Source organism: Nocardia puris (assembly GCF_003315035.1).
Lineage (GTDB): Bacteria > Actinomycetota > Actinomycetes > Mycobacteriales > Mycobacteriaceae > Nocardia > Nocardia puris.
This window is the reverse complement of the sequence record NZ_QNRE01000005.1, coordinates 199,947-224,616: the sequence shown is the minus strand read 5'-3', so window position 1 is coordinate 224,616 and position 24,670 is coordinate 199,947. Positions and strand designations below refer to the sequence as shown.

General features: G+C 68.7%; 20 protein-coding genes and 1 pseudogene. 5 read left to right on the top strand and 16 right to left on the bottom strand.

Annotated elements, in window-relative coordinates; genetic code table 11:
• Nucleotides 1-81 precede the first annotated feature (81 nt).
• Both DFR74_RS16905 and DFR74_RS16900 read left to right on the top strand, forming a co-directional pair.
• Nucleotides 82-855 (top strand): N-acetyltransferase, encoded by a 774-nt coding sequence (locus tag DFR74_RS16905; RefSeq protein ID WP_067506282.1) that lies wholly within the window; start codon nt 82-84, stop codon nt 853-855.
• Between the two features lie 64 nt (nt 856-919).
• The gene (locus DFR74_RS16900; protein WP_067506279.1) at nt 920-1,909 is read left to right on the top strand and encodes a pirin family protein; all 990 of its coding nucleotides are present in this window, start codon (nt 920-922) and stop codon (nt 1,907-1,909) included.
• Nucleotides 1,910-1,998: 89 nt separating this feature from the next.
• Here the strand turns inward: DFR74_RS16900 and DFR74_RS16895 are convergent, their stop codons facing one another.
• A complete protein-coding gene (locus tag DFR74_RS16895; RefSeq protein WP_067506276.1) occupies nt 1,999-2,478 on the bottom strand; it encodes an SRPBCC family protein in 480 nt (159 codons plus the stop codon).
• Nucleotides 2,475-2,807, bottom strand: a complete 333-nt coding sequence (locus DFR74_RS16890; protein WP_067506273.1) for an ArsR/SmtB family transcription factor — start codon at nt 2,805-2,807, stop codon at nt 2,475-2,477. Before DFR74_RS16890 ends, DFR74_RS16895 begins: the two co-directional genes overlap by 4 nt.
• Before the next feature lie 122 nt (nt 2,808-2,929).
• Here DFR74_RS16890 and DFR74_RS37995 point away from each other — a divergent pair.
• From DFR74_RS37995 to DFR74_RS16880, 3 genes and pseudogenes are all read left to right on the top strand, one after another.
• A pseudogene (locus DFR74_RS37995) lies at nt 2,930-3,091 on the top strand (FAD-dependent monooxygenase); the annotation flags it as partial.
• A 61-nt stretch (nt 3,092-3,152) separates the two neighbouring features.
• Nucleotides 3,153-3,944, top strand: a complete 792-nt coding sequence (locus tag DFR74_RS16885) for a hypothetical protein (protein ID WP_369689990.1) — start codon at nt 3,153-3,155, stop codon at nt 3,942-3,944.
• 119 nt (nt 3,945-4,063) lie between these two features.
• On the top strand, nt 4,064-4,687 hold the full coding sequence (locus DFR74_RS16880; RefSeq protein WP_067506270.1) for a hypothetical protein: 624 nt from the start codon (nt 4,064-4,066) through the stop codon (nt 4,685-4,687).
• Nucleotides 4,688-4,735: 48 nt separating this feature from the next.
• Here the strand turns inward: DFR74_RS16880 and DFR74_RS16875 are convergent, their stop codons facing one another.
• The 14 genes from DFR74_RS16875 to DFR74_RS16805 form a co-directional block, all read right to left on the bottom strand.
• Complete coding sequence (locus tag DFR74_RS16875) at nt 4,736-5,206, bottom strand: PaaI family thioesterase (protein ID WP_067506267.1); 471 nt, start codon at nt 5,204-5,206, stop codon at nt 4,736-4,738.
• Nucleotides 5,207-5,282: 76 nt separating this feature from the next.
• Nucleotides 5,283-5,960, bottom strand: a complete 678-nt coding sequence (locus tag DFR74_RS16870) for a hypothetical protein (protein WP_067506264.1) — start codon at nt 5,958-5,960, stop codon at nt 5,283-5,285.
• Nucleotides 5,961-6,149: 189 nt separating this feature from the next.
• Complete coding sequence (locus tag DFR74_RS16865; RefSeq protein WP_067506261.1) at nt 6,150-10,103, bottom strand: DNA-directed RNA polymerase subunit beta'; 3,954 nt, start codon at nt 10,101-10,103, stop codon at nt 6,150-6,152.
• A 106-nt stretch (nt 10,104-10,209) separates the two neighbouring features.
• Entirely contained in the window at nt 10,210-13,701 is a 3,492-nt protein-coding gene (rpoB, locus tag DFR74_RS16860) for a DNA-directed RNA polymerase subunit beta (RefSeq protein WP_067506258.1), read from the bottom strand.
• Between the two features lie 467 nt (nt 13,702-14,168).
• Nucleotides 14,169-14,849: a hypothetical protein gene (locus DFR74_RS16855; RefSeq protein ID WP_067506256.1), complete on the bottom strand. Its 681-nt coding sequence runs from the start codon at nt 14,847-14,849 to the stop codon at nt 14,169-14,171.
• Nucleotides 14,846-15,805 carry a hypothetical protein gene (locus DFR74_RS37175; RefSeq protein ID WP_232331682.1) on the bottom strand — a complete coding sequence of 320 codons (960 nt, stop codon included), beginning with the start codon at nt 15,803-15,805 and terminating at the stop codon, nt 14,846-14,848. Before DFR74_RS37175 ends, DFR74_RS16855 begins: the two co-directional genes overlap by 4 nt.
• 129 nt (nt 15,806-15,934) lie before the next feature.
• On the bottom strand, nt 15,935-17,176 hold the full coding sequence (locus DFR74_RS16840; protein ID WP_067506253.1) for an MCE family protein: 1,242 nt from the start codon (nt 17,174-17,176) through the stop codon (nt 15,935-15,937).
• Nucleotides 17,173-18,408, bottom strand: a complete 1,236-nt coding sequence (locus DFR74_RS16835; protein ID WP_067506250.1) for an MCE family protein — start codon at nt 18,406-18,408, stop codon at nt 17,173-17,175. The genes DFR74_RS16840 and DFR74_RS16835 overlap by 4 nt, the downstream gene beginning before the upstream one ends.
• Entirely contained in the window at nt 18,405-19,640 is a 1,236-nt protein-coding gene (locus tag DFR74_RS16830) for an MCE family protein (RefSeq protein WP_232331680.1), read from the bottom strand. Before DFR74_RS16830 ends, DFR74_RS16835 begins: the two co-directional genes overlap by 4 nt.
• Before the next feature lie 7 nt (nt 19,641-19,647).
• Nucleotides 19,648-20,658, bottom strand: coding sequence for an MCE family protein (locus DFR74_RS16825; protein WP_067506244.1), 1,011 nt, complete (start codon nt 20,656-20,658; stop codon nt 19,648-19,650).
• Nucleotides 20,658-21,734, bottom strand: a complete 1,077-nt coding sequence (locus DFR74_RS16820; protein ID WP_195124651.1) for an MCE family protein — start codon at nt 21,732-21,734, stop codon at nt 20,658-20,660. Before DFR74_RS16820 ends, DFR74_RS16825 begins: the two co-directional genes overlap by 1 nt.
• Nucleotides 21,731-23,077: an MCE family protein gene (locus DFR74_RS16815; RefSeq protein WP_067506241.1), complete on the bottom strand. Its 1,347-nt coding sequence runs from the start codon at nt 23,075-23,077 to the stop codon at nt 21,731-21,733. The genes DFR74_RS16820 and DFR74_RS16815 overlap by 4 nt, the downstream gene beginning before the upstream one ends.
• Entirely contained in the window at nt 23,074-23,838 is a 765-nt protein-coding gene (locus DFR74_RS16810; protein WP_228789240.1) for an MlaE family ABC transporter permease, read from the bottom strand. Before DFR74_RS16810 ends, DFR74_RS16815 begins: the two co-directional genes overlap by 4 nt.
• Before the next feature lie 103 nt (nt 23,839-23,941).
• Nucleotides 23,942-24,640: an MlaE family ABC transporter permease gene (locus DFR74_RS16805; RefSeq protein ID WP_228789237.1), complete on the bottom strand. Its 699-nt coding sequence runs from the start codon at nt 24,638-24,640 to the stop codon at nt 23,942-23,944.
• Nucleotides 24,641-24,670: the final 30 nt, after the last annotated feature.

Genomic DNA, 24,670 nt, shown 5'->3' with positions numbered 1-24,670 from the left:
ACGGGCCGCGCGGCGACTCGTGAGCACGGAGTTCACTCAATTAGGGTGACATGTCAACCATGAGCGACTACCATCCGGTACATGGATCGAGTATGGGTCGACCGGCAAACTCCCGGCGTCTACAAGGCGCTGCTGGCGGTCGCCAAACAGGCGCGCGCGGCCGCCGAGGACGCGGGCCTGGACCGCCGGATCGCCGAGCTGATCAACCTGCGCATCTCCCAGATCAACGGATGCGTGCACTGCCTCGACACCCACCACCGCGCCGCGCTGCGCGCCGGCGTCACCGAACAGGAGATCGCGGTGCTGGCCGGCTGGCGGCGCGGCGGCCCGTTCTCGGCGCGCGACCGGGCCGTGCTCGGACTCGCCGAAGTGACGGCCACGCTTCCGGACGAGGCGGAACTGGAGCGCGCGTACGCCGAGGCCGCCGAACAGCTCTCCCCGGACCAGATCTCGACCACCATCTGGATCGCCACCACGATCGGCGCGTTCAATCGCGTATCGATACTGAGCAAGCACCCCACCCGGGCCCGCAAGGAGGACGCAGTCATGACCGACCCCACGACGACCACGGTCGCACGCAACGCCGAGAAGAACCGCTACGAGATCCACTACGGCGGCGAACTCGCCGGCTTCACCGAGTACATCGAGCGCGGCCAGGACACCGACTTCATCCACACCGAGATCGATAAGGCGTTCGGCGGCAAGGGATTGGGCAACATCCTGGCGAAGCAGGCGCTCGACGACGTGATCGCCCGCGGGCGCACGATCATCGCGCACTGCCCGTTCATCAAGGCCTACCTCGACAAGCACCCGGAGTACGACCCGCACGTCGTCGGCAAAGGCGTGGTCCGGTGAGCGAGCGAACCCTCAGCACAGCGTGCATCGCGCGCGCCGGAACCGAGCGCAGCGAGGTGACGGCGTGAGCGATCTGGATCCGCATCCCGCGGAGTCGGTGTGCGAGCCCGCCGAGGCGCCGGGACCGGTCACCGAGTTGTATCCGGCGCGCGAGGTGCCGCTGGGCGGCGTGCGCGGCGTGTTCGTGGAACGGGTGCTGCCGCAACGGGATCTGCCGACGGTGGGCGCGTGGTGCTTCCTCGACCACTTCGGATCGCCCACCGTCACCAAGACCGGCGCGCCGCCCGATATCGATCCGCACCCGCACATCGGGTTGCAGACAGTGACCTGGCCGTTCGAGGGCCGTATCCGGCACCGCGATTCGGTGGGCTCGGACGTGGAGATCAACCCCGGCCAGCTCAACCTGATGACCTCCGGGCGCGGTATCGCCCACTCCGAATACTACGACCCGGCCCGGCCCGCCGGGCACGGCCTGCAACTGTGGATCGCGCTGCCCGGCGGATCCACCGGGGTGGCACCGCATTTCGAGCAGCACCGCGACCTGCCGGTATACGAGTCGGCGGGGCTGCGCGCGATCGTGCTCATCGGCACACTGGCGGGCATCACCTCACCCGCGCGGGCGTACACGCCGATCGTCGGCGCGGACGTGCGCCTCGAGCCGGGCGCCGACGTGGTGCTCCCCGCCGATCCCGCCTTCGAGTACGCGCTGCTGTCGGTGGACGGCGAGGTGACGGTGGCCGATACCGAACTGAAGCCGGGCCCGCTGCTCTACCTCGGCACCGGACGGCGCGAACTGCGCCTCACCAGCGCCACGGGCGCGCACCTGGCACTGATCGGCGGTGAACCGTTCCGCGAGGAACTGGTGATGTGGTGGAACTTCGTGGGCCGCGATCACGACGAGATCGTCGCGGCCCGTGCCGATTGGGAGGCGCGCAATGCCGAGCGGTTCCCCTACATCGCCGGCCATCCCCACGATCAGCGCATCCCCGCCCCACCGCTGCCGCCGCTGCGCCTGAAGCCGCGCAAGCGCCGGATCGGCACGGAAAGAGGCTGAGCGGCAGGACTTCCCGATAGCGAATACGGAACGGCCGGCGCGAGTCGAGTGAATACCCGTTCGCGCCAACCTGTTCCACACGCCGGCGCTCAGGCCGATTTCGCGAGCAGCGCGTCGAGGGCCTCGTAGCTCTCGGCGAGACCGGATTCCATCCCAGAGGCCAGCATCCCGTCGCGCTCCTGCGGGGTGTGGAACTGGCTGTCGGTGACGACCTTCGTGCGGCCGTCGCCGAGATCGATGAAGGTGACGGCGTCGATGGAGATGTGGGCGGGCATGCCGTCCCACTCGAAGGACTGCACGATGCGCTCGTTCGGGGTGATCTCGCGGAACCGCCCCTCGAAGCCGTGCTCGCCGTCATCGGACCGCTCGACGAAGCGGTAGTGCCCGCCCTTGCGGAACTCCCAGCGCTCCACGTCGATCCGGTTGCCGCGCCCCCACCACTGGACGAGCTGTTCGATGCGGCTGTGGGCCTCCCAGACCCGGTCGATCGGGGCGTCGAAGACGCGCTCGATGTGGATCTCGCGGTCGGACTGCTTGGCGACAGTGACTTCGCGTGTACCGGTGGTCATTGTTCTGGCTCCGTTCGTTCGAGGAATTCTCCGAGACGGTCCATCCGGGCTTCCAGCATCCTCCGATACCCCTGCAGCCAGGCCACTTCACGCTCGAGCACGTTCGCGCCGAGCATGCAGTACCGCACCCGGCCGCGCTTCTCCGTGACGACCATGCCCGCCTCCTCCAGCAGCCCGATGTGCTTCTTGATGCCCGTGAGGGTCATGTCGAAGCGCTCGGCCAGTTCGCTGACGGTGGCGGGCCCGCCGCCGAGACGCTCGAGGATGCCCCGTCTGGTGGGGTCCGCCAGCGCCCCGAACGAGGCATCCAGAAACTCATACTGAACCATCTAGTTCAGTATTACGACCCGCATGCCGCCCCGTCAACCCCTGGCGCGAAGGCGATTCCGGTACCACGTTCGGTCGTACACGGAATTACTACATCTGGTAGTAAACAGAGGGAGGGGCACCGATGGAGTCGACACAGGTGGTCGTGGCGGGCGGCGGACCCGCGGGGATGATGGCCGGACTGCTGCTCGCCCGGGCCGGCATCGAGGTGGTGGTCCTGGAGAAGCACCGCGACTTCCTGCGCGATTTCCGTGGTGACACGGTGCACCCATCCACGCTGCGGCCTGCTGGACGAACTCGGCCTCGGCGCGCGCTTCGCCGCACTGCCGCACCGCAAGCTGGAACAGATGCGGATGCGGATCGGCGACCGCACCCTCGTCATCGCCGATTTCGGCGGCATCCCGGTCGGATACCGGCACATCGCGATGGTGCCGCAGTGGGAATTCCTGAACCTGCTCGCCGAAACCGCCCGCGCCGAGCCCACATTCACCCTCCGCATGGAAACCGCCGCGGTCGATCTGCTGCGCGGCCCGGACAACGCGGCGGGCCGGGAACGCACCGCGCACGACGCGGCGACGGGGCCCATCACCGGTGTGCGGTACCGCAATCCCGACGGCAGCCGGGAGAGTATGATCTCGCGCACTTCGGCGGCGGGCGGGCCGCCGTCACGATGGACCGCGGCGACTACCACCGGCCTCCCCTCAGACGCAGCTGGGGCGAAGCCCCTCCGCACACCGCGCACGGCCGGAGCGAAGGCGGAGGTACGAGCACCTCATCCCGAAGGGCAGCGACGCGGCCCTGCGCACGCGCGACATCCAGTGGCTGCGCGACGAACTCCACGAGCTGTTCGACTGGGACGCCGAGAGTTTGGCGGCCATCCGCTCCTGGGACGACGTGAAACTGCTCGAGGTCACCATGGGCAGGCTCGACCGCTGGCACGTCGACGGCCTGCTCTGCCTGGGCGACGCGGCGAACACGACATGGTGCTGCGCCCCGCGCTGGACGGAACGCTGCGCGAGGCCCCGCTGCCCCTGCGGCTGCCCGACCGCTTCCCGCCGCTGGCGGCGCTCACCGCCTACCTCGGCGGAATGGGCATCCGCCCGGAGCACGCACCGGATTCCGCGCGCCGCGACAGTTAGATCCCACAACGGCGATTGTTAGATCACACCCAATTGTCCCGGCGCCCTTTCCGGCACCGCCGAGGCCGGGTACATTCTGCGCGGACAAATCGGACATGCGGCGGACGGACAAGCATCGGATGAGGATCAGCAGAATCACCGCGACGGCGTTGCTGGCGCTGGCGACCACCGGACTCGCCTCCGGCGTGGCCCCGGCCGACCCGGCGGCGGACCCGGCGCTGGATCTGCGCGGCGCGTTCCACGAGATCGACTACCACGTGAGCGTCGCCGAGGACCGGCGCGCCACCGTCACCACCCTGACGGACGGGCGTTTCGACCTGGTCTCCGACAACCGCGTGGTCACCGTGGCCGACCGGGACGGCGAGGTGGTGGCGGCACTGCCGATGACGCTGCACATCGCCGGTCAGCGCGTCGACCTCGTCCCGGACCTCGACGAGTCGGGCACCCGCCTCACCCTCGCGCCCGCCGAGATGGCGGAAACGCCGGTGCGCGAGATCAATGCGCAGCAGCGCTTCTTCGCCGAGGCGGAGAAGGCGATGCCCCAGATCCTCGCGGGCGCGGCGATCGGCGCGGGCATCGGCTTCCTGGTCGGATTCCCGTTGGGGCTGTTCGTGTTCGACTTCATCACCGTGCCGATCACCACCGTGGTCGGCGGCGTCATCGGCGCGTTCGCCGGGCTCTACCACGGGGGCGGGCAGCCCGCGATCGACGCGGCCGAGGACTACCTGACCGGGCAGCCGTAGGCCCCGCCTCGGGCGGGACTCCGGCGGGCGGGGAGCCGGAGCCTCGCCTCAGGCGCGGCGCGGGCGCAGCACGGCCGTGAAAGCCGCTGCCGCCACCTGCTTTCCGGTGTCGTCGGTGATGCGGACGCCGATCTCGAACTCGCTCTCGGCGCGTTCGGCGATGGCCGCGCGGATGCGGGCGAGCAGCGCCGCGTCGAGGTCGGCGGCCGCGCGGAACGGTCCCGCGTCACCCTTGGCGCGGGCCAGGTACTCGATGCGCCCGTTGCGCGCGACGACGAACGTCTCGCCCATCACGTCGACGATCCCGGAGACCGCGGCGCCCATGGCGGCGGTCTCGGCCAGCCCGAAGAGCACGGCGGCGTGCAGGTCGCCGTTGTGGTTGAAGTGCTCGGGGCGCGGCGACATCGCGACGACATTGTGCCCGGCCGCGAACTCCTCCCCCTCGATGCCGGCGAACCGGATGAACCCGAGCTTGGCGAATCCGGCCATCACCAGCTCGCCCATGGTCGCGCTGTCCACACACCCTCCCGAGCCGCAGAACTGTAACGTGTTCCAGTTGTCTACCGCAGGGTGGGCGGCGCTGTCCAGTGCCGGGTCAGCCGGCCGCGCGCAGCCGGATCTCGTTGACCACGCGCGCCAGGGTGTCGGTGACCGCGACCGGCCCGGTGAGGCGGGCGAAGGCGAGCGTGTCGACGGGGCCGCCGGGGTGGGCGGCGAAACTGTGGATCATCGCGACGCGCAGGCGGGGATCACCGTCGATCTCGATCGGCGTCTCGGTGTACCAGGTGGTGTCGTCGGTGGCGTGCCAGACCGGTCCGGTGCCGATCAACGCCGAACGGAACATGGCCTGTTCGAGCTCGCCGCAGGGCTCGGCGCAGGATTGCACGCCGATCCAGCCGCCCGCCCGGCTGCCTCCGCGTTCATCCACACACGTCCACACAGCGTCCACACGCAGTCGCTCGCTGCCCTCGCGACACCCCCAACCCTCCGGAAGATCGAAATCGAACGGCAGTCCGCGCAACCCCCGCATCGGCGAAAGCGCTTCGCCCGCACCGTATGTCTGGCCGACCACCGGGCCGCGATCACCATTTCGCGCCAACGTCACGTCAGGCCGCCTGGGTAGGTCCGGCGGTGTCGCCGCGGCGGGCTCTCCGATCACCGACGTCGCGGGCCCCTCCGACGGGGTCTCCTCACGACCGGTCACCATCCACAGCCCGGCCACGCCCACGCAAAACGCCAGGGAGAACACCGAACTCGCCACCACCCCCACCATCCATCTATCCCGGACCACTCTCCCCCGACGCGAGAATCGACTCACGGCGCGCCCCCTCGAAGCTTTCGCGCCGACCCGGACGAACCACCGAGCCGGTGCCACATCCTAAACCGCACCACCCCGTTCCGGCCCCCGGAACGCGAAACGGCCCCCGCACCGAAAGATGCGGGGGCCGAATGCTTCACGGGATCAGCGGTAGTCGCTGAAGCCGTAGTCGTCCAGCGGCACGGCGGCACCGGTGGTGGCGCCGAAGCTGTCCGGGCTGTAGTAGGTGTCGTCGTAGGACGGCACCGCGTACGCCGCGGCACGGGCTTCCTCGGTGGGCTGAACCTGGATGTTGCGGTACCGGTTGATGCCGGTGCCTGCCGGGATCAGCTTGCCGATGATCACGTTCTCCTTCAGGCCGATGAGCTTGTCGGAGCGGCAGTTGATGGCCGCGTCCGTCAGCACCCGGGTGGTCTCCTGGAAGGAGGCCGCCGACAGCCACGAATCGGTGGCCAGCGACGCCTTGGTGATACCCATCAGCACCGGGCGACCGGAGGCGGGCTCGCCGCCCTCGGCCACGACCCGGCGGTTGGCCGCCTCGAACTCGGCACGCTCGGTGAGCGAACCGGGCAGGAACTCGGTCGCGCCCGAATCGATGATCGTCACGCGGCGCAGCATCTGGCGCACGATGACCTCGATGTGCTTGTCGTGGATCGACACACCCTGCGAGCGGTAGACCTCCTGGACCTCGTGGACCAGGTGGATCTGCACCTGACGGGGGCCCATCACGCGCAGCACCTCGTGCGGATCCGCCGCGCCCTCCAGCAGCTGCTGGCCGACCTCGACGTGGTCGCCGTCGGCGAGCAGGCGCTCGGTGCCGTCGTCGTGCTTGAACACACGCAGACGCTGACGCTTGGACAGCTTGTCGTAGACGACATCCTCGCCACCGTCATCGGGGATGATGGTGATCTTGTAGAACCGGTCGTCGTCCTCGAGCCGCACCCGGCCGGAGACCTCGGCGATCGGGGCCTTGCCCTTGGGCACGCGCGCCTCGAACAGCTCCTGCACACGCGGCAGACCGCCGGTGATGTCATCACCCGCGACACCACCCTGGTGGAAGGTACGCATGGTCAGCTGGGTACCGGGCTCACCGATGGACTGGGCGGCGACGATGCCGACGGCCTCGCCGATGTCGACCAGCTTGCCGGTGGCCATCGAACGGCCGTAGCAGACCGCGCACACGCCGGTGCCGGTGGTGCAGGTCAGCACGGAGCGGACCTTCACCTCGGTGATACCCGCGTCGAGCAGCGCCTCGATGGCCGGGTCGCCCAGGTCGGAACCCTTGGTGACCACGACGTTCCCGTTCGCGTCGACCGCGTCGGCGGCCAGCGTGCGGGCGTACGCGGAGGTCTCCACGTGCGCGTCGCGGATGAGCGAACCGTCGAGCTGCTTCTCGGCGATCGGCACCAGGATGCCGCGCTCGGTGCCACAGTCGTGCTCGCGCACGATGACGTCCTGCGACACGTCCACCAGACGACGGGTCAGGTAACCCGAGTCGGCGGTGCGCAGCGCGGTGTCGGCCAGACCCTTACGAGCGCCGTGGGTGTTGATGAAGTACTCCAGCACGGTCAGGCCCTCGCGGAACGAGGACTTGATCGGGCGCGGGATGAACTCACCCTTCGGGTTCGTCACCAGGCCCTTCATACCCGCGAGGGTACGGGTCTGGGTGAAGTTACCCGTGGCGCCCGAGTCGACGATCGTGATGATCGGGTTGTCGGCCGGGTAGTGCGCGCGCAACGCCTTACCGACCTCCTCGGTCGCCTCCTGCCAGATCTTGACCAGGGCGTTATTGCGCTCCTGGTGATCGAGCGCACCACGCTGGTACTTCTTCTCGATCTGATCCGACTGCGCCTCGTAGCGCTCCATGATCTCGGCCTTCTCCGGCGGCACGAGCACGTCCGACATGGAGACGGTGACACCCGAACGCGTGGCCCAGTAGAAGCCGGCGTCCTTGAGCTTGTCGACGGTCTGCGCCACCACGATCATCGGGTACCGCTCGGCGAGATCGTTGATGATCGTCGCCTGCCGCTTCTTCGGCATCGGCTCGTTGATGAACGCGTAGTCGGCGGGCAGCAGCTCGTTGAACAGCACCCGGCCCAGCGTGGTCTCCGCGGTCCAGGCGTCGCCGCGCTGCCAGCCTTCGGGGAACAGCTCGGCCTCGATCTCCTTCGGCGGACGCTGCGTGGTCAGGCGCACCTTGATCTTGGAGCGCACCGTCAGCTCGCCGCGGTCGACGGCCATCTGCGCCTCGGCGGGCGAGGAGTAGACGCCGAACTCGGGCTCGTCCTTGGTCGCCGGACGGTACTCGCCCTTCGCGCCCTCTTCCAGGCGGGTCAGGTAGTACAGGCCGGTCACCATGTCCAGGCGGGGCATGGCCAGCGGGCGGCCCGACGCGGGCGACAGGATGTTGTTCGAGGACAGCATCAGGATGCGGGCCTCGGCCTGCGCCTCCGCCGACAGCGGCAGGTGCACGGCCATCTGGTCGCCGTCGAAGTCGGCGTTGAACGCCTCACAGACCAGCGGGTGCAGCTGGATGGCCTTGCCTTCCACCAGCTGCGGCTCGAAGGCCTGGATGCCGAGGCGGTGCAGGGTGGGCGCGCGGTTGAGCAGCACGGGGTGCTCGGCGATGACCTCTTCGAGGACATCCCACACCTGCGGCCGCTGCCGCTCCACCATCCGCTTGGCGGACTTGATGTTCTGCGCGTGGTTCAGGTCCACCAGGCGCTTCATGACGAACGGCTTGAACAGCTCGAGTGCCATCAGCTTCGGCAGACCGCACTGGTGCAGCTTGAGCTGCGGGCCGACCACGATGACCGAACGGCCGGAGTAGTCGACGCGCTTGCCGAGCAGGTTCTGGCGGAACCGGCCCTGCTTGCCCTTGAGCAGATCCGACAGCGACTTGAGCGGCCGGTTACCGGGACCGGTGACCGGCCGGCCGCGACGACCGTTGTCGAACAGGGCGTCGACCGACTCCTGCAGCATCCGCTTCTCGTTATTGACGATGATCTCGGGCGCGCCGAGGTCGATCAGTCGCTTGAGGCGGTTGTTGCGGTTGATGACGCGGCGGTAGAGGTCGTTCAGGTCGGAGGTGGCGAAGCGGCCACCGTCGAGCTGGACCATCGGGCGCAGCTCCGGCGGGATCACCGGAACGGCGTCGAGCACCATGCCCATCGGCGAGTTGCCGTTGGCCTGGAAGGCCGCGACGACCTTCAGGCGCTTGAGCGCGCGCAGCTTCTTCTGGCCCTTACCGGTGCGAATGGTCTCGCGCAGGTTCTCGGCCTCGGCCTCGATGTCGAAGGACTCCATCAGCTTCTGGATGGACTCCGCGCCCATCGCGCCGGTGAAGTACTCGCCGTAGCGGTCGGTGAGCTCGCGGTAGAGCACCTCGTCGACGATGAGCTGCTTGGGGGCCAGCTTGGTGAAGGTGGTCCAGATCTCGTCGAGCCGGTCCAGCTCGCGCTGGGCCCGGTCGCGGAGCTGGCGCATCTCACGCTCGCCGCCGTCCTTGACCTTGCGTCGGACGTCGGACTTGGCGCCCTCGGCCTCCAGCTCGGCCAGATCGGCCTCGAGCTTCTGCGCGCGGGCCTCGAGATCGGCGTCGCGCTGATCGGCGACGGCCTTCTTCTCGACCTCCATCTCCGCCTCGAGGGTGGAGAGCTCGTTGTGGCGCAGCTCCTCGTCGACGGCGACGATGACGTAGGCGGCGAAGTAGATGATCTTCTCGAGATCCTTCGGCGCCAGGTCCAGCAGGTAGCCCAGGCGCGAGGGGACGCCCTTGAAGTACCAGATGTGGGTGACGGGCGCGGCCAGCTCGATGTGGCCCATCCGCTCGCGGCGCACCTTGGCGCGGGTCACCTCGACGCCGCAGCGCTCACAGATGATGCCCTTGAAACGGACGCGCTTGTACTTGCCGCAGTAGCACTCCCAGTCCCGGGTGGGACCGAAGATCTTCTCGCAGAACAAGCCGTCCTTCTCCGGCTTGAGCGTGCGGTAGTTGATGGTCTCCGGCTTCTTCACCTCGCCGTAAGACCACTGGCGGATGTCCTCCGCGGTGGCGAGACCGATCCGGAGTTCATCGAAGAAGTTGACGTCTAGCACGTAACTTCCTTTCCCCTGTTCGGGTCGAAATCGAGCAAAAGTTCACTAGTGGTGGAACGCGATGGGCGCGGATGCCGTTGCGGGGCAAGGCATCCGCGCCGACCGCCTAGTTCGCCAAATCGTCGACGGTGGCCGCTTCGTTCCTGGACAGGTTGATGCCCAGGTTCGCCGCGGCGCGCTCCAGGTCCTCGTCCTCGCCCTCGCGCAGCTCGATCGCGGCGCCGTCGGACGACAGCACCTCGACGTTGAGGCACAGCGACTGGAGTTCCTTGAGGAGCACCTTGAACGACTCCGGAATGCCCGGCTCCGGAATGTTCTCGCCCTTGACGATCGCCTCGTAGACCTTCACGCGGCCGACGACGTCGTCGGACTTGATGGTGAGCAGTTCCTGCAGCGTGTACGCGGCGCCGTAGGCCTGCATCGCCCAGCACTCCATCTCACCGAAGCGCTGACCACCGAACTGCGCCTTACCGCCCAGCGGCTGCTGGGTGATCATCGAGTACGGGCCGGTGGAACGGGCGTGGATCTTGTCGTCCACCAGGTGGTGCAGCTTCAGGATGTACATGTAGCCGACCGCCACCGGGTACGGGAACGGCTCGCCGGAGCGGCCGTCGAACAGGGTGGCCTTACCGTTGTCGTCGACCATGCGCTCGCCGTCGCGGTTGGGCAGGGTCGAACCGAGCAGACCGGTCAGCTCCTCCTCGCGCGCGCCGTCGAACACCGGGGTGGCGATATTGGAGTCGGCGGGGGCGCCGATCATCTCCTCCGGCAGGTTCTTCGCCCATTCGGGTTCACCGTCGACCTGCCAGCCCGCCTTGCCGATCCAGCCCAGATGTGTCTCCAGGATCTGGCCGATGTTCATACGACGCGGCACACCGTGGGTGTTCAGGATGATGTCGACCGGGGTGCCGTCGGGGAGGAACGGCATGTCCTCGGTCGGCAGGATCTTGCCGATGACGCCCTTGTTGCCGTGGCGGCCGGCGAGCTTGTCGCCGTCCTGGATCTTGCGCTTCTGCGCCACGTACACGCGGACCAGTTCGTTGACGCCGGGGGGCAGGTCGTCGTCGTCCTCGCGCGAGAACACGCGGATGGAGATGACCTTGCCCGACTCGCCGTGCGGCACCTTCAGCGAGGTGTCGCGCACCTCGCGCGCCTTCTCACCGAAGATCGCGCGCAGCAGCCGCTCCTCGGGGGTCAGCTCGGTCTCGCCCTTCGGGGTGACCTTGCCGACCAGGATGTCGCCGTCGCGGACCTCGGCGCCGATGCGCACGATGCCGCGCTCGTCCAGGTCGGCGAGCACCTCGTCGGAGACGTTCGGGATGTCCCGGGTGATCTCCTCGGCGCCCAGCTTGGTGTCGCGGGCGTCGATCTCGTGCTCTTCGATGTGGATCGAGGTGAGGACGTCCTCCTCCACGAGGCGCTGCGACAGGATGATCGCGTCCTCGTAGTTGTGGCCCTCCCACGGCATGATCGCCACGAGCAGGTTCTTGCCGAGGGCCATCTCACCGTTCTGGGTGCACGGACCGTCGGCCAGCACCTGGCCCGACTCCACCCGCTGGCCCTCGTCCACGATCGGACGCTGGTTGGAGCAGGTGCCCTGGTTGGAGCGGTCGAACTTGCGCATGCGGTAGCTCTTGCGCGTGCCGTCGTCGGCCATCACCGTCACGTAGTCGGCGGAGACCTCCTCGACCACACCCGGCTTCTCGTTGACGACCACGTCACCGGCGTCGACCGCGGCGCGCAGCTCCATGCCGGTGCCCACGATGGGGGCCTCGGAACGGATCAGCGGCACGGCCTGGCGCTGCATGTTCGCGCCCATGAGCGCGCGGTTGGCGTCGTCGTGCTCGAGGAACGGGATCATGGCGGTCGCGACCGACACCATCTGGCGCGGCGAGACGTCCATGTAGGTCACCTCGGCCGGGGCGACGAACTCCATCTCCTCGTTGCCGCGGCGCGCGAGCACCCGGTCCTCGAGGAAGTTGCCGTCGGCGTCGACCGGCGAGTTGGCCTGGGCCCGGACCTCGCGGTCCTCCTCGTCGGCGGTCAGGTACACGACCTCGTCGGTGACCCGGCCGTTCTCGACCTTGCGGTACGGCGTCTCGATGAAGCCGAACGGGTTGACCCGCGCGTACACCGACAGCGAACCGATCAGGCCGATGTTCGGGCCTTCCGGGGTCTCGATCGGGCACATGCGGCCGTAGTGCGAGGGGTGCACGTCGCGGACCTCGAGGCCGGCGCGCTCACGGGACAGACCGCCGGGGCCCAGCGCCGAGAGGCGGCGCTTGTGGGTCAGGCCCGAGAGCGGGTTGTTCTGGTCCATGAACTGCGACAGCTGGGAGGTTCCGAAGAACTCCTTGATCGCGGCGACGACCGGGCGGATGTTGATCAGGGTCTGCGGCGTGATCGCCTCGACGTCCTGGGTGGTCATCCGCTCGCGGACCACGCGCTCCATGCGGGACAGGCCGACCCGGATCTGGTTCTGGATCAGCTCGCCGACGGTGCGCAGGCGGCGGTTGCCGAAGTGGTCGATGTCGTCGACCTCGACGGGCACCTCGACGCCGCCGGGGGCGGTCATGAACTTGTCGCCCGCGTGCAGGCGCACCAGGTACTCGATGGTGGTGACGATGTCTTCCTTCGTCAGCACCGAGCCCACGACCGGCTCACCCGGGTGGATGCCGAGCTTCTTGTTGATCTTGTAGCGGCCGACGCGCGCGAGGTCGTAGCGCTTCTCCTTGAAGAACAGGTTCTCCAGCAGGGTCTGCGCGGACTCCTTGGTGGGCGGTTCGCCCGGGCGCAGCTTGCGGTAGATGTCGAGCAGCGCCTCGTCCTGCCCGGCGGTGTTGTCCTTCTCCAGGGTGGACATCATGATCTCGGAGAAGCCGAAGCGCTCGACGATCTCCTCGGTGGTCCAGCCCAGCGCCTTGAGCAGCACGGTGACCGGCTGACGGCGCTTGCGATCGATGCGCACGCCGACGGTGTCGCGCTTGTCGACGTCGAACTCCAGCCACGCGCCGCGCGAGGGGATCACGCGCACGCTGTGCAGGTCCTTCTCGGTGCCCTTGTCGATCGTGTGATCGAAGTACACGCCCGGGGAGCGGACCAGCTGGGAGACCACGACACGCTCGGTGCCGTTGATGATGAACGTGCCCTTGTCGGTCATCATCGGGAAATCGCCCATGAAGACCGTCTGGCTCTTGATCTCACCGGTGTTGTTGTTGATGAACTCCGCGGTGACGAACAGCGGCGCCGCGTAGGTCATGTCCTTTTCTTTGCACTCGTCGATCGAGGCCTTGTGATCCTCGAATCGCGGGTCCGAGAAGGACAGGGACATGGAGCCGGAGAAGTCCTCGATCGGCGAGAGCTCCTCGAGCACCTCCTCGAGTCCACCGACGATGCCTACGTCACCACGTGCCGCGGCCCGTTCGCGCCATTCCGGCGCACCGATCAACCAGTTGAACGACTCCGTCTGTAGATCGAGAAGACCCGGCACTTCCAAGGGTTCACGGATCTTCGCGAAGGAGACCCTCTTCGGGGCTCCGGGGATACCGGCAACTGCCTTGGTCTGGGTGGAGACTGCCAAGATGCGTCCTTCCAGCACCTCACGCGCGTCGCGTGGTGGTCCGCGACCGTCGCTTTGCTTCTGCTACGAATTCCGCTGGTCACAACCCGAACGAAACCCGAACAGGCAACAACGGAAGTAACACCGGAAGGGCGAAACTTACGTGTGCGAATCGAGGTATGGACAGGAGGCAGCCAGCGCAAAGTCCAAACCTACACTCCATGACACGGAGGTGTCAAAGTACCACCCGTGTGATCTCCCTCGCCGCTGGCGCGCCGTGGCGCAGCGGCGTCCGGACCACGAGGGCCGGGGGCTCACCGGCGGGCGCCACACCTCGTCCGCGCGTGCGGGGGGCGACCGTATCGCTGGCTGCGCCGGTGGCCACGGGGCGGGGGAAACCGCTTGTGACAGCTGCCGCTGTTGTGAATAGCGTGACGGGTCGGGCGAAACTCGTCAAGTGGCATGCCCGTCACCGGGTCACCGAGATCGGTTGACCCGGTTCAAGATCACCGGTCCACGACCGAGCTCGCCAGCCAGCGCCCGTCGACCTTCGTCATCTGCAACACGACCGGACCAGCCACGCTCTGCTGGGCCACGCCGTCCTTGGTGGCACTCACCACCAGATTCACCAGCAACTCCGCGTGATCGTCGGTGAGCATTGTCACACCGATCGGATCGACCACCGCGTCGGCGCTGGTCTGGGCCTGTTTGATGGCTTCGATCGTCGTTCCGGCGAACTGGTCGAGCTCCGTGAGCATCGTGCCGGTGACCACCTGGCGAACGGCGTCCTCGTAGCCGTCGACGGCGTCGAGGTCGTAGGCGTAGATGGTGCGCAGCGCGTGCTCGCCCGCGGCGCGCACCTCCTCGGTGGCGGCGCTGTCGAGGTAGGCGCGATTGTCGTCGGAAACTCCCGGGCGAAAGGCCGCGATCACGGCGAAACCGCCCAGCACCATCGCCCCGAGCAGCGCGAGGGTGACCAGTCGCCAGGAACCGCCGCCGGTGCGCTCGGGCCGCGGGGCGCGCGGCGGACGGGCGGGCTGCTTGCGTGGACGACGTTCGGCGGGCGCGGTGGACGTGGTCTGCCGCGCGGAGGCGAGCTTCGGTCCGCGCGAGACCGGGCGCGGGCCGGCCGTCTGCGCGGTACGGCGTTTGGGCGTGACCCGGTTGACCGGGCGGCGCGTGTTCATCGCGGTCCCTCCTGCGGCGTGGGCTCGGTGGGAGGCGGAACTTCCACTGGCGCACCGGGTTCCGCGGGTGTGCCGGCCGGGCCCGGACCGTCCAGCAGGACGGGTTGGGTGAGGGAGGCGACCTGTTCGGCCTTCCACACCTCGCCGTCCTTGGCCATGTCCAGGCTCCACGTGTAGCGGTAGGCCGAGTCCGGCCGGTCCGGCGCGGATTCGGTGACGCGCAGCACGACCAGCGCCGAGGCCCGGTCCCGCTCGCTGTTCAGCGAGGTGATCGAGGCACCGAGCACCGTGGAGGACATGCCGACACCCGCGCGGGCGGCCATCTCCTCCGACTGCGCCTGGTTCTTCGTGGCCGACTCCAGGATCGGGCCCGTCATCGAGGAGCGGGCCAGCGCGAGCGAGCCGGGCACGTCGTCCAGGTTCATGGTGGTCATATTGAGCGCGGCCTGCTGGGCGGCGTCCAGCGCGGAGTCGCGGGCGTCGGCGCGCGGACCGTCGGTGAACAACGCCGCCCGCACCCAGCCGCCGCCGAACCACAGCGCCGCCAGCGCGGCGACGATCACCGCGCCGAGCGCTACGACTGTGAGCGCGGCAGGTGGGCGGGAGCTCGCGGAGGTGGTGGACGCGTCGTCGGAAGTTTTCTCGCGCCGCGCCGCTCGCGACCCACCGCTGGATTCCGCGACCGGCTCGGCAGCGCTGTCCGAAACCGACGCATCGGCAGTCACCTCACTCGAGTCCGCGACCTGCCCCTTGGCATCAGCGGTGACGCCGTCATCCGCTCGGCCCGGCTCCTCGGCAGCAGGCCGTGAGTCGGCGGCCTCGCCGTCGGAATCGGCGGTCGCCCGGCTCGGCTCCGCGATCGGCCCCTGGGCATCGGCCGCCACCCCGTCAGTGTCGGCCGGACGCACCGCACCGTCCGCCGGACGCGACTCGTCCTCGGAGCTGCCGGGCTTCACGCCGGCACCGCCCGCGAACCTTCGATGCGCTCCCGGCGCTCGCTCACGCTTCCGGCGCGCGCGATGCGCGCTGTGTCGACGGTTCCCTCGCTGCGCTCGCTCACGCCGCCACCCTAACGTCCAGCGTGTTCATCGCTTCGGCGTGACGCCCATGAGGGTGGCCAGCTGGACGGCGACCGGGGTGAGGTTCAGCTTCTCCGGGTCGGTCTTGGGGTTGGCGTCCCAGGGCTGCGTGATCGCCGGGTCGGCGAGCTCGGCGCGCTCGCCGCCGCGCACGGCGGTCGGATTGCCGAACGGCACAAGGCATTTGGCTTCGGTGTTGAAGGGGAATTCGTCGCGTGTGTCGTCGAAATCCGGGTTCTGCGCCTTCATCCGCTCCAGGATCACCTGGGTCCCCTCGTAGCCGACCGTGCAGGCCGGCGGGTTATTGGTCTCGAGCACCAGGCCGAAGTGGCTGGTGCCGTCGCCCGGGGCGGTGGCCGAGGCGCCGATGGACAGGTGCGGCAGCATCTGCAGCAGCGGTCGCAGCGCGTAGAACTTCGGCGAGATCGCGACCAGCAGTTCGCGCAGGTTGGCCAGGTCGGTGGTCAGCGCGGGCCCGCTCTCCTCCAGCAGCGCGCCGAGCTGTTCGCCCGCGTCGGCGCCGGTGCCGATGAGGCGGCGCACATCGGGGTCGCTGGAGCGCAGCTGGGCGGTGAGCGCGTCGAGTCCCTCGCTGAAGCGGCGGATGGCGTCGGCCTGTTCGGCCTGGGTGCCCAGCGCGATGCGGCCGTCGCGGATGAGCTGGACGGTCTGCGGCAGCGTCTCGTGGAACGTGGTGGTGAACTCGTTGAGCGAGCGCACGAAGACGTGCAGGTCCTCGCCCTTGCCGTCGAAGGCGCGGCCCAGTTCGGTGACGGTGACATTGAGCGCGGCGAGGTCGACGGTGCTCGCGAACCGGTCCACGCTGGCGACCAGATCCTGCACGGGCACCGGCGTCTGCGCCCCCACGATCACCGAGCCGTCGGTCAGGTACGGGCCGCTGTCGCTGTCGGGTTGCAGGTCGACGTACTGTTCGCCGATCGCGGACCGGTTGGCCACCACGGCCTTCGCCGAGGCCGGGATGTCGGGCGCACTCGAGTCGATCACCAGCGTGATGCTCACCCCGTCGCCGTCGAGGGCGAGTTCGCCGACCCGCCCCACCGGCACACCCCGATAGGTCACCTCGGCGCCTTTATAGATGCCGCCCGTCTGCGCGGTCTCCACCCGCACCTCGTACTGGCTGAACCCGAGCATGTGGTCCAGCCGGATGTAGCGCGCGCCCACGAACGCGATGCCGAGCACGGCGATCACCACGAACACCACCAGCTGATTGCGCACGAGCCTGGTCATCGGGGCGCACCTCCCGCGGCGGGCGGGCGCACCCCGAGCTGTTCGAGGAGCTGTCCGAACGGATCCGCGCCGGGCGCGGGCAGCGGCGCCAGGGCGGGCGGCAGCGGCAACAGCGACACCGTCGGCCAGCCGGGGCGGGGACCGTTGCCGTGGTAGTACGGGTTCGTGGGATTCACGTTCGGCGTGGGCCCGTACGGCGGCGGGATGTACACCGGATCCGGTTTGCCCACACCGAGATTGCTCAGCGTCACGCCGATCTGCTGGTCCACCGACAGCCAGGTGTTCACCTGGCCGCCGAAGGTGCCCTCCAGCGACGAATCCGGGAACGGATAGGTGGGGATGAGCGGGAACGCCGTCACCAGATCCGGTGCGGCACGGCCCAATTCCTGCAACGTGGGCCGCAGCGCGTTGAGATCGGTGATGAGATCGTCCTTGGCGGTGTCGATCACGTCGAACCCGGCCTGCCCCACCCGGTCCAGCTGGCCGAGCAGGTCGATCAGCTGCGGCCGCTGCTGCTCCAGGGTCGCGATACCGGCGGGCAGTTCGTCGATCACGCGCCCGAGTTCGACGTTGCGGGCGGCCACCCGATTGCCGAGTTCGGCGAGTTCGTCGATGGCCCTGGTGATATCGGCGACCTGCCGCTCCAAGCCGCCGATCAGCGTGTTCGCCTGCTCCAGCAGGGAGCGCACCCGGTCCTCGCGCCCGCCCATGGCGTTGTTCAGCTCGGTGACGATCGGTTTGAGCTGCGCGACGCCACCGCCGTTGAGCAACAACGACATCGCGCCCAGCACCTGCTCCACCTCGGTGGCGTGCCGGGTGTTCCGCACCGGGATCACCGCGCCGTCGGTCAGCGGTTCCGGATCGGGGGCCACCTCGGGCGCGGACAGTTCGATGAACTTCTCGCCCAGCAGATTCGACTGCCGCACCTCGGCGACGGCGTTGGCGGGCAGCCGCACCGAAGAGTTGATCAGCGTGCGCACGCTGGCGGTCCAGCCGTCGCCCGCGAGCGTGATCTCCTCGACCCGCCCGACCGGCACGCCGTCGGCCTTCACCGCCGACTGCGGCACCAGGTCGAGCACGTCGTCGAAGTGGATGTCGACGTGGATCGGGTGCTCGCCCACGTCGGCGCCGCCGGGCAGCGGCACGCTGTAGATGCCGTCGGCCGCGCAGGAACCCAGCAGCAGCGTCGCGAATCCCAGTGCGGCGACGGCGAATCCGCGTGCGGCCCTCATCGTCCACCGTCCTGCTGAGAGGGCGGCACCCGGTCCGACGGCGTGCCGGGTACGGTCCCCGGCACCGGTGCGCGCTGCTGGTTCTCGCCGCTGAGAATGCCGAACGGCAGGATCAGCGTGGGCGTCTGGACGCCCGCGGTGATCTGGTCGGTGATCTCCTTGCAGTGATCCAGCAGCGGGCGCATCTGGCGGCCCAGCGCCTCGAACTTCGCATCGCCGGGCACCAGCTCGGAGAGATCCAGCATCTTGCAGATCACGCCGAACGGATCCTGCAGATCGGTGAAGTTGGCGCGCATGTCGAGGGTGCCGGATTCGGCGTTGTGGATATTGATCAGGTTGCTCAGCGCCACCGGCAGCACCGGCAGCGTGGCGGCCAGATCGTCGCGCTGGTCGGCCAGGGTGCGGGTGAGTGTGGTGAGCGACTCCGCGTTCTGCGCCACGAGGTCGCGATTCGCATCGACGAACCGGGCCACATCGCCCAGCGCCACCGAGAGCAGCCGCAGCGCCTCGCCCAGGTTCTGGCGTTCGTCGGCGAGGAATCCGGCCAGGTCGGCCAGCTGCGCGTTGAATTGCCGCACCTGCTGGTCGTTCTCGGCGAGCATGCTGACGAACGACTGCAAATGCTTCACGGTCTCGAAGATGTCGCCGCGCGCCTCGGCGAAGTACCGCGCCGCGCCCGAGAGCTGGGTGATGCTGTTCGCCAGCGCCTCACCGTTGCCCGCGAGGTTGTCGGCGGACACGCGCACCAGATCGTTCACCGCGCCCTCGCGGTTCGCGCCGTCGGGGCCGAGCGCCTCGGAGAGTTCGGCGATGCTGCGATACAGCTCGTCCACCTCGACGGGCGTCACGGTGCGTTCGCGCGGAATGGTCGCGGTGCGCGCCATTTTCGGGCCGCCGGTGTAGGCAGGGGTGAGCTGGATATAGCGATCGGCCACCACCGACGGGGTGATCTGCGCGGCGCGCGCGTCGGCCGGAACGTCGAAGCCGCGATCCACGCGCAAATCGACGCGCACCTGATCGCCCATCGGCTCGACCGCCGCCACCCGGCCCACCGACACCCCGAGGATGCGCACGTCGGAGCCTTCGTAGATGCCCACCGACCGGTCGAAGTACGCGGTGATCCTGGTGGTGGTCAGCCGGTCGAACCCCTGCCACAGCACGAATCCCGCGATCAGCGCCAGCACCACGCCCACCGCGACACCGAGGCGGGCACGACGGCTCGACCAGTTCACGCCCACGTCAGTTGCCTCCCATCTGCCGCACCGGGTCCCGGTAGCCGGGGATCTCCGGCAATTGCGGCGGGATCAGGTTGACGATCACCGCGTCGAACCAGCGGCCCGTGCCGAGCACGTTGGCGTACAGCCCGTAGAACGGAGCGGCCAGTTCCAGCGTCTTGGAGATGTTCTGCTGGTTGGCGTTGAGCATGTCGATGGCGGCGCGCAGATTGGTCAGCGCGGGCCCGATCTGCTGTTCGTTGTCGGCGACCAGCGCGCTCAGCTCGGTCGACACCGTGCGCGCGCCCACCAGGAGCTGGTGGATGGCCTGCTGCCGGAAGTTCAACTCCGCCAGCAACTGTCCCGCCGAGGCGAGTAGCCGCTCGAATTCGGCGTTGCGGTCGGCGAGCAGTTCGGTGGTGCGGTGGGTGGCGCGGAACAGCCGCTTCAGTTCCTCGTCGCGCGAGGCCAGCGTCTCGGAGAGCCGGGCGATACCGTCGATGGACCCGCGGATCTCCGGCGGCGTGGTGGCGAACGCGTCGGACAGCACCCGCATGCTGGTGGCCAGCTGACCGGTGTCGATCTCGTCGATATTGCGCGCCGCGTCGGAGAACGCGTCGATCACGTCGTACGGGGAGACGGTGCGCGACAGCGGAATCGGCGTCCCCGGGTCGGCCGGGCGCGAGCCCTTGGGGTCCAGCGCCAGGAACTTCTGGCCCAGCAGGGTCTTGATCTGGATCGACGCGGTGGTCTCGTCACCGATCCAGGCGTCCTTGGTGCGGAAGTCGACGAGCACGCGGTCGCCGTCGAGCCGCACGTCCGACACCGAGCCGACCTTCACGCCGGCCACGCGCACCTCGTTGCCCTTCTTCAGCCCGGCCGCCTCGGAGAATTCCGCCGTGTACTTGGTGGCCGCGCCCACGATGGGCAGCCGGTCCAGCGCGAACGCCGACATGGTCGCCAGCAGCACCAGCGCCAGCCCCAGCGCGCCGAGGAACGCCGGGCTGCGCTTGCCGAGCAGGGTGCGGTCCTCCATCAGCGGGCCCTCCCCTGGCAGCGCGGCGCGGCGTTGGTGTAAAGCGGCTGGTTGATCGTCGGCAGGCTCGCGGGCAGGTTCAGCTGCGGCGCGTCCACCGCGCCCGGCCCCACCACGATGTCGATGCCGCACAGATAGAACTGGAACCAGGAGCCGTAACTGCCCACCCGCCCGAGCTTCTCCATCTTGATCGGCAGGGTCGCCAGCGCCTCGTTCACCTCGTCGGACCGCTCGTTGAGGGTGCCGGTGAGCTGATTCAACCCGGCGATCGTGCCCTGCAGCGACGGCCGCGTGGGCACCAGCAGCTCGCCGGTGGCCGTGGCCAGCGCGCCCAGCGAACTCACCGCCCGCCCGACCGTGTCGCGTTCGGCGGCCAACCCGGTGACCAGCGCCTCGGTGTTGCGGATGAGTTGATCGAACTGCTCGTCGCGCTCGTTGACCGTCTCCAGCACCTGGGTCAGGCTGCGGGTGAGTTCGCCGATCACCGCGTCCTTGTCGGCGATCTTGTTGGTCAGGCTCGCGGTGCTGGCCACCAGATCCCGGATGGTGCCCTGTTCGCCCTGGAAGACCTGGATGATCTCGAACGACAGCCTGTTCACGTCGTCGGCGGTGAGCACACGGAACAGCGGGCGGAACCCGTCGAACAGCGTGGTCAGGTTCAACGCGGGACGGGTGCGCTCCAGCGGGATGGTGGCGCCCTCGTTGAGTTTGCGGCCCTGCTCCCCCGCGCCCTGCTCCAGCGCGATGTAGCGCTGCCCCACCAGATTCCGGTAGCGGATGCTGGCCGTGGTGGACGCGGGCAGCCAGTCGCGGTCGGTGAGTTCGAACGTCACCTCGGCCAGGCGCCGGTCCACGATCGAGATGCCGGTGACCTTGCCGATCCGCACGCCCGCGATGCGCACCTCGTCACCGGGGTTGAGCGAGGTGACGTCGGTGAATCGCGCCTTGAAGGCCGTGCCGCCGCCGGTGTAGTTCGCGATCGACAGGCCGAGCACCGTGGTGGCGGTGAGCGTGACGAGCACGAACGCGATCAGCTTCGCCAGCGGCGCACCGAGCCCGCGCAGGTTCGCGCTCATCGCACGCTCACCTCGCTGCCGCGGAACGCGGGCGCACCCGCCCTGGTCACCCAGCCCGGCACCTGGTCGGGGGAAACCCCGTGCGCCGCACCGTAGATCGCGCCGAGCGACTGCTGTTCGCCCGGCGAACCGGCCAGCGTGGGCACCTGCGCGGCGGCCGGGAAGACGCCGAACTGCGGGGCGGGGAGCCAGCCCGAGGTCTGATCGCCCGGATTGCGGCTCGGCACCGCGTAGGACCCGTCGTTGCGCGGCCCGGCGGGGTACTGGCCCGCGTCCACGCCCACCGGGAATTCGGGGACGCACCACGGGCCGCTGGTGTCGAGCCAACGGGGTTCGTCCTGGTTGGGCAGGTACTTGCCGCGAGTGTTGGTGAGCTCGATCGTCACCCGCGAACCGGGGCGATCGGTGCCCATGCCGAAAAGTTCGTCGATGCGGGGCTTCATCTTCGCGAAGTTGGCCAGCGCGCAGGCGTAGCTCGGCGAGTAGGTGGCGAGCTGTTCCAGCGCGGGCCGCGAGTCGGCGGCCAGGTCGATGATGTTGTCGCGGTTGGCGAGCAGGAAGTCGGCGGCGCTGGCCGAGGTCGGCGTGAGCACCGCGTACAGTGCGTCGATATCGGCGCGGCGCTGCACGATGGTGGTGTTGGTGGTGCGCAAGTTGTCCAGGGCGTCCACCAGCTGCGGGGCGGCGTCGGAGTAGACGGCGGCGGTCTCGGCGAAGTGGCGCAGGCCCTCCTGCAACTCCGGCAGCACGCCGTTGAGATCGCGGAAGATCGTGTCGAGGCGGTCCACTGTCTCGCCCAGTGCGACACCCTGGCCCGACAGCGCCTGGGAGAGCGCGCCGAGGGTCGCGGCCAGATCCTGTGGCGGAATGGCTTGCAGCAGCGGCAACAGGTTGTCGAGCAACTGGCTGATCTCGATCGCGTTGCCGCTCGCGTCCTGATGCAGGGTCACACCGTCGGTGAGGTGCTGCGGGCTCGGCTCGTCGGGGATCACCAGATCCACGTAGCGCTCGCCGAACAATGTCTTGGGCAGCAGGCGCGCGGTCGCGTTCACCGGGATCTGGCCGGCCTTGTCCGGATCGATGGCCAGGTCCAGGGTCACCCGGTCGCCCTCGGCGCGGCTGGCGCGCACCTCCCCGACCGTCACGCCGCGCACCTTCACATCGGCGTTGCGGCTCAGCGCGTTGCCGACGCTGTCGGTGATCAGGTCCACGTCCACGGTGCGCACGAACTGCTTGTTGTAGATCGCCACCGTCCCCCACAGGAACAGCCCGACCACCAGGAAGAACACGATGCCCAGCAGCCGCACCCGCAGCTTCTCGGTGGCCCGCCACACCCCGGTCATCCGGCCACCCGCACCGTGGTCGTGGTGCCCCAGATGGCCAGGCTGAGGAAGAAGTCGAGCACGTTCACCAGCACGATGGCCGCGCGCACCGCCCGGCCCACCGCCACGCCGACCCCGGCCGGACCGCCCGTCGCGGTGAAGCCGTAGTAGCAGTGCACCAGGATGATCACGAACGCGAACACCAGCACCTTGAGGAACGAATAGAGCACGTCCTCCGGTGGCAGGAACAGGCTGAAATAGTGGTCGTAGGAACCGCTGGACTGGCCGTTGAACCAGATGCTCACCGCCCGCGAGGCGAAGTACGCGCCGAGCAAGCCCACGATGTAGAGCGGGATGACGGCCAGGAAGCCCGCGATCACGCGCGTCGTCACCAGGAACGGCACACCCGGCACCGCCATCACCTCGAGCGCGTCGATCTCCTCGGAGATCCGCATCGCGCCCAATTGCGCGGTGAACCCGCAGCCCACGGTGGCCGAGAGCGCGAGCGCCGCCACCAGCGGCGCGATCTCACGGGTGTTGATGTAGGCGGTGAGGAAGCCGGTGAGCACCGAACTGCCCAGCGAATCCAGCGCTTTGAAGCCCTGCAGGCCCACCACCACGCCGACCGAACCGGACATGAACACGATGACGCCGATGGTGCCGCCGATCACCGCGAGCGCGCCGCTGCCGAAGGTCACCTCGGCCAGCAGCCGCATGACTTCCTTGCGGTAGTGCACGGCGGTGCGCGGAATCCAGGCGATGGCGCGCGCGTAGAACGACATCTGCTCGCCCGCGCGATCCACCACGTCCAGCGGCGTCCGCGCGAGGGCTCCCGCCCGGCGGGCCGACTTGGCCAGCACCGGGTCCCGCGACGAGGTCACCACGTCACGAGCCCTTGGCCGGAACGACCTGTAGATACACCAACGTCAGAATGACATTCACGAAAAAAAGGACCAGGAATGTGATCACCACGGATTGGTTCACCGCGTCACCGACTCCTTTCGGTCCCCCCTTCGGATGCAGTCCCTTGTATGCCGCGATCACCCCGGCCAACAGCCCGAAAATCGCCGCTTTGATCTCGCCGATCCACAGGTCGGGCAATTGCGCCAACGCCGAGAACGACGAGAGATACGCACCGGGCGTACCGCCCTGCAAGAGCACGTTGAAGAAATAACCACCGGCGATGCCGACCACCGAGACCAGGCCGTTGAGCAGCACCGCCACCAGCGTCATGGCCAATACGCGCGGTACCACGAGCCGGGCGACCGGATCGACGCCGAGCACCTCCATGGCGTCGATCTCCTCGCGGATCACACGCGCGCCGAGGTCGGCGGCCACCGCGGAGCCGGCCGCGCCCGCGATGATCAGCGCCGTCACCACCGGCGCGGCCTGCTGCACGGTGGCGAGCACGCTCGTGGCGCCGGTGAACGACTCCGCGCCGAGTTGCTTGATCAGCGAACCGGTCTGCAGCGCGACCACCGCGCCGAACGGAATCGCCACCAGCGCGCTGGGCAGGATCGAGACGCTGGCGATGAACCAGGATTGCTCGATGAACTCGCGCCACTGGAACGGGCGCCGGAACATCTTGCGCAGTACGTCGACGAACAGCGCAAA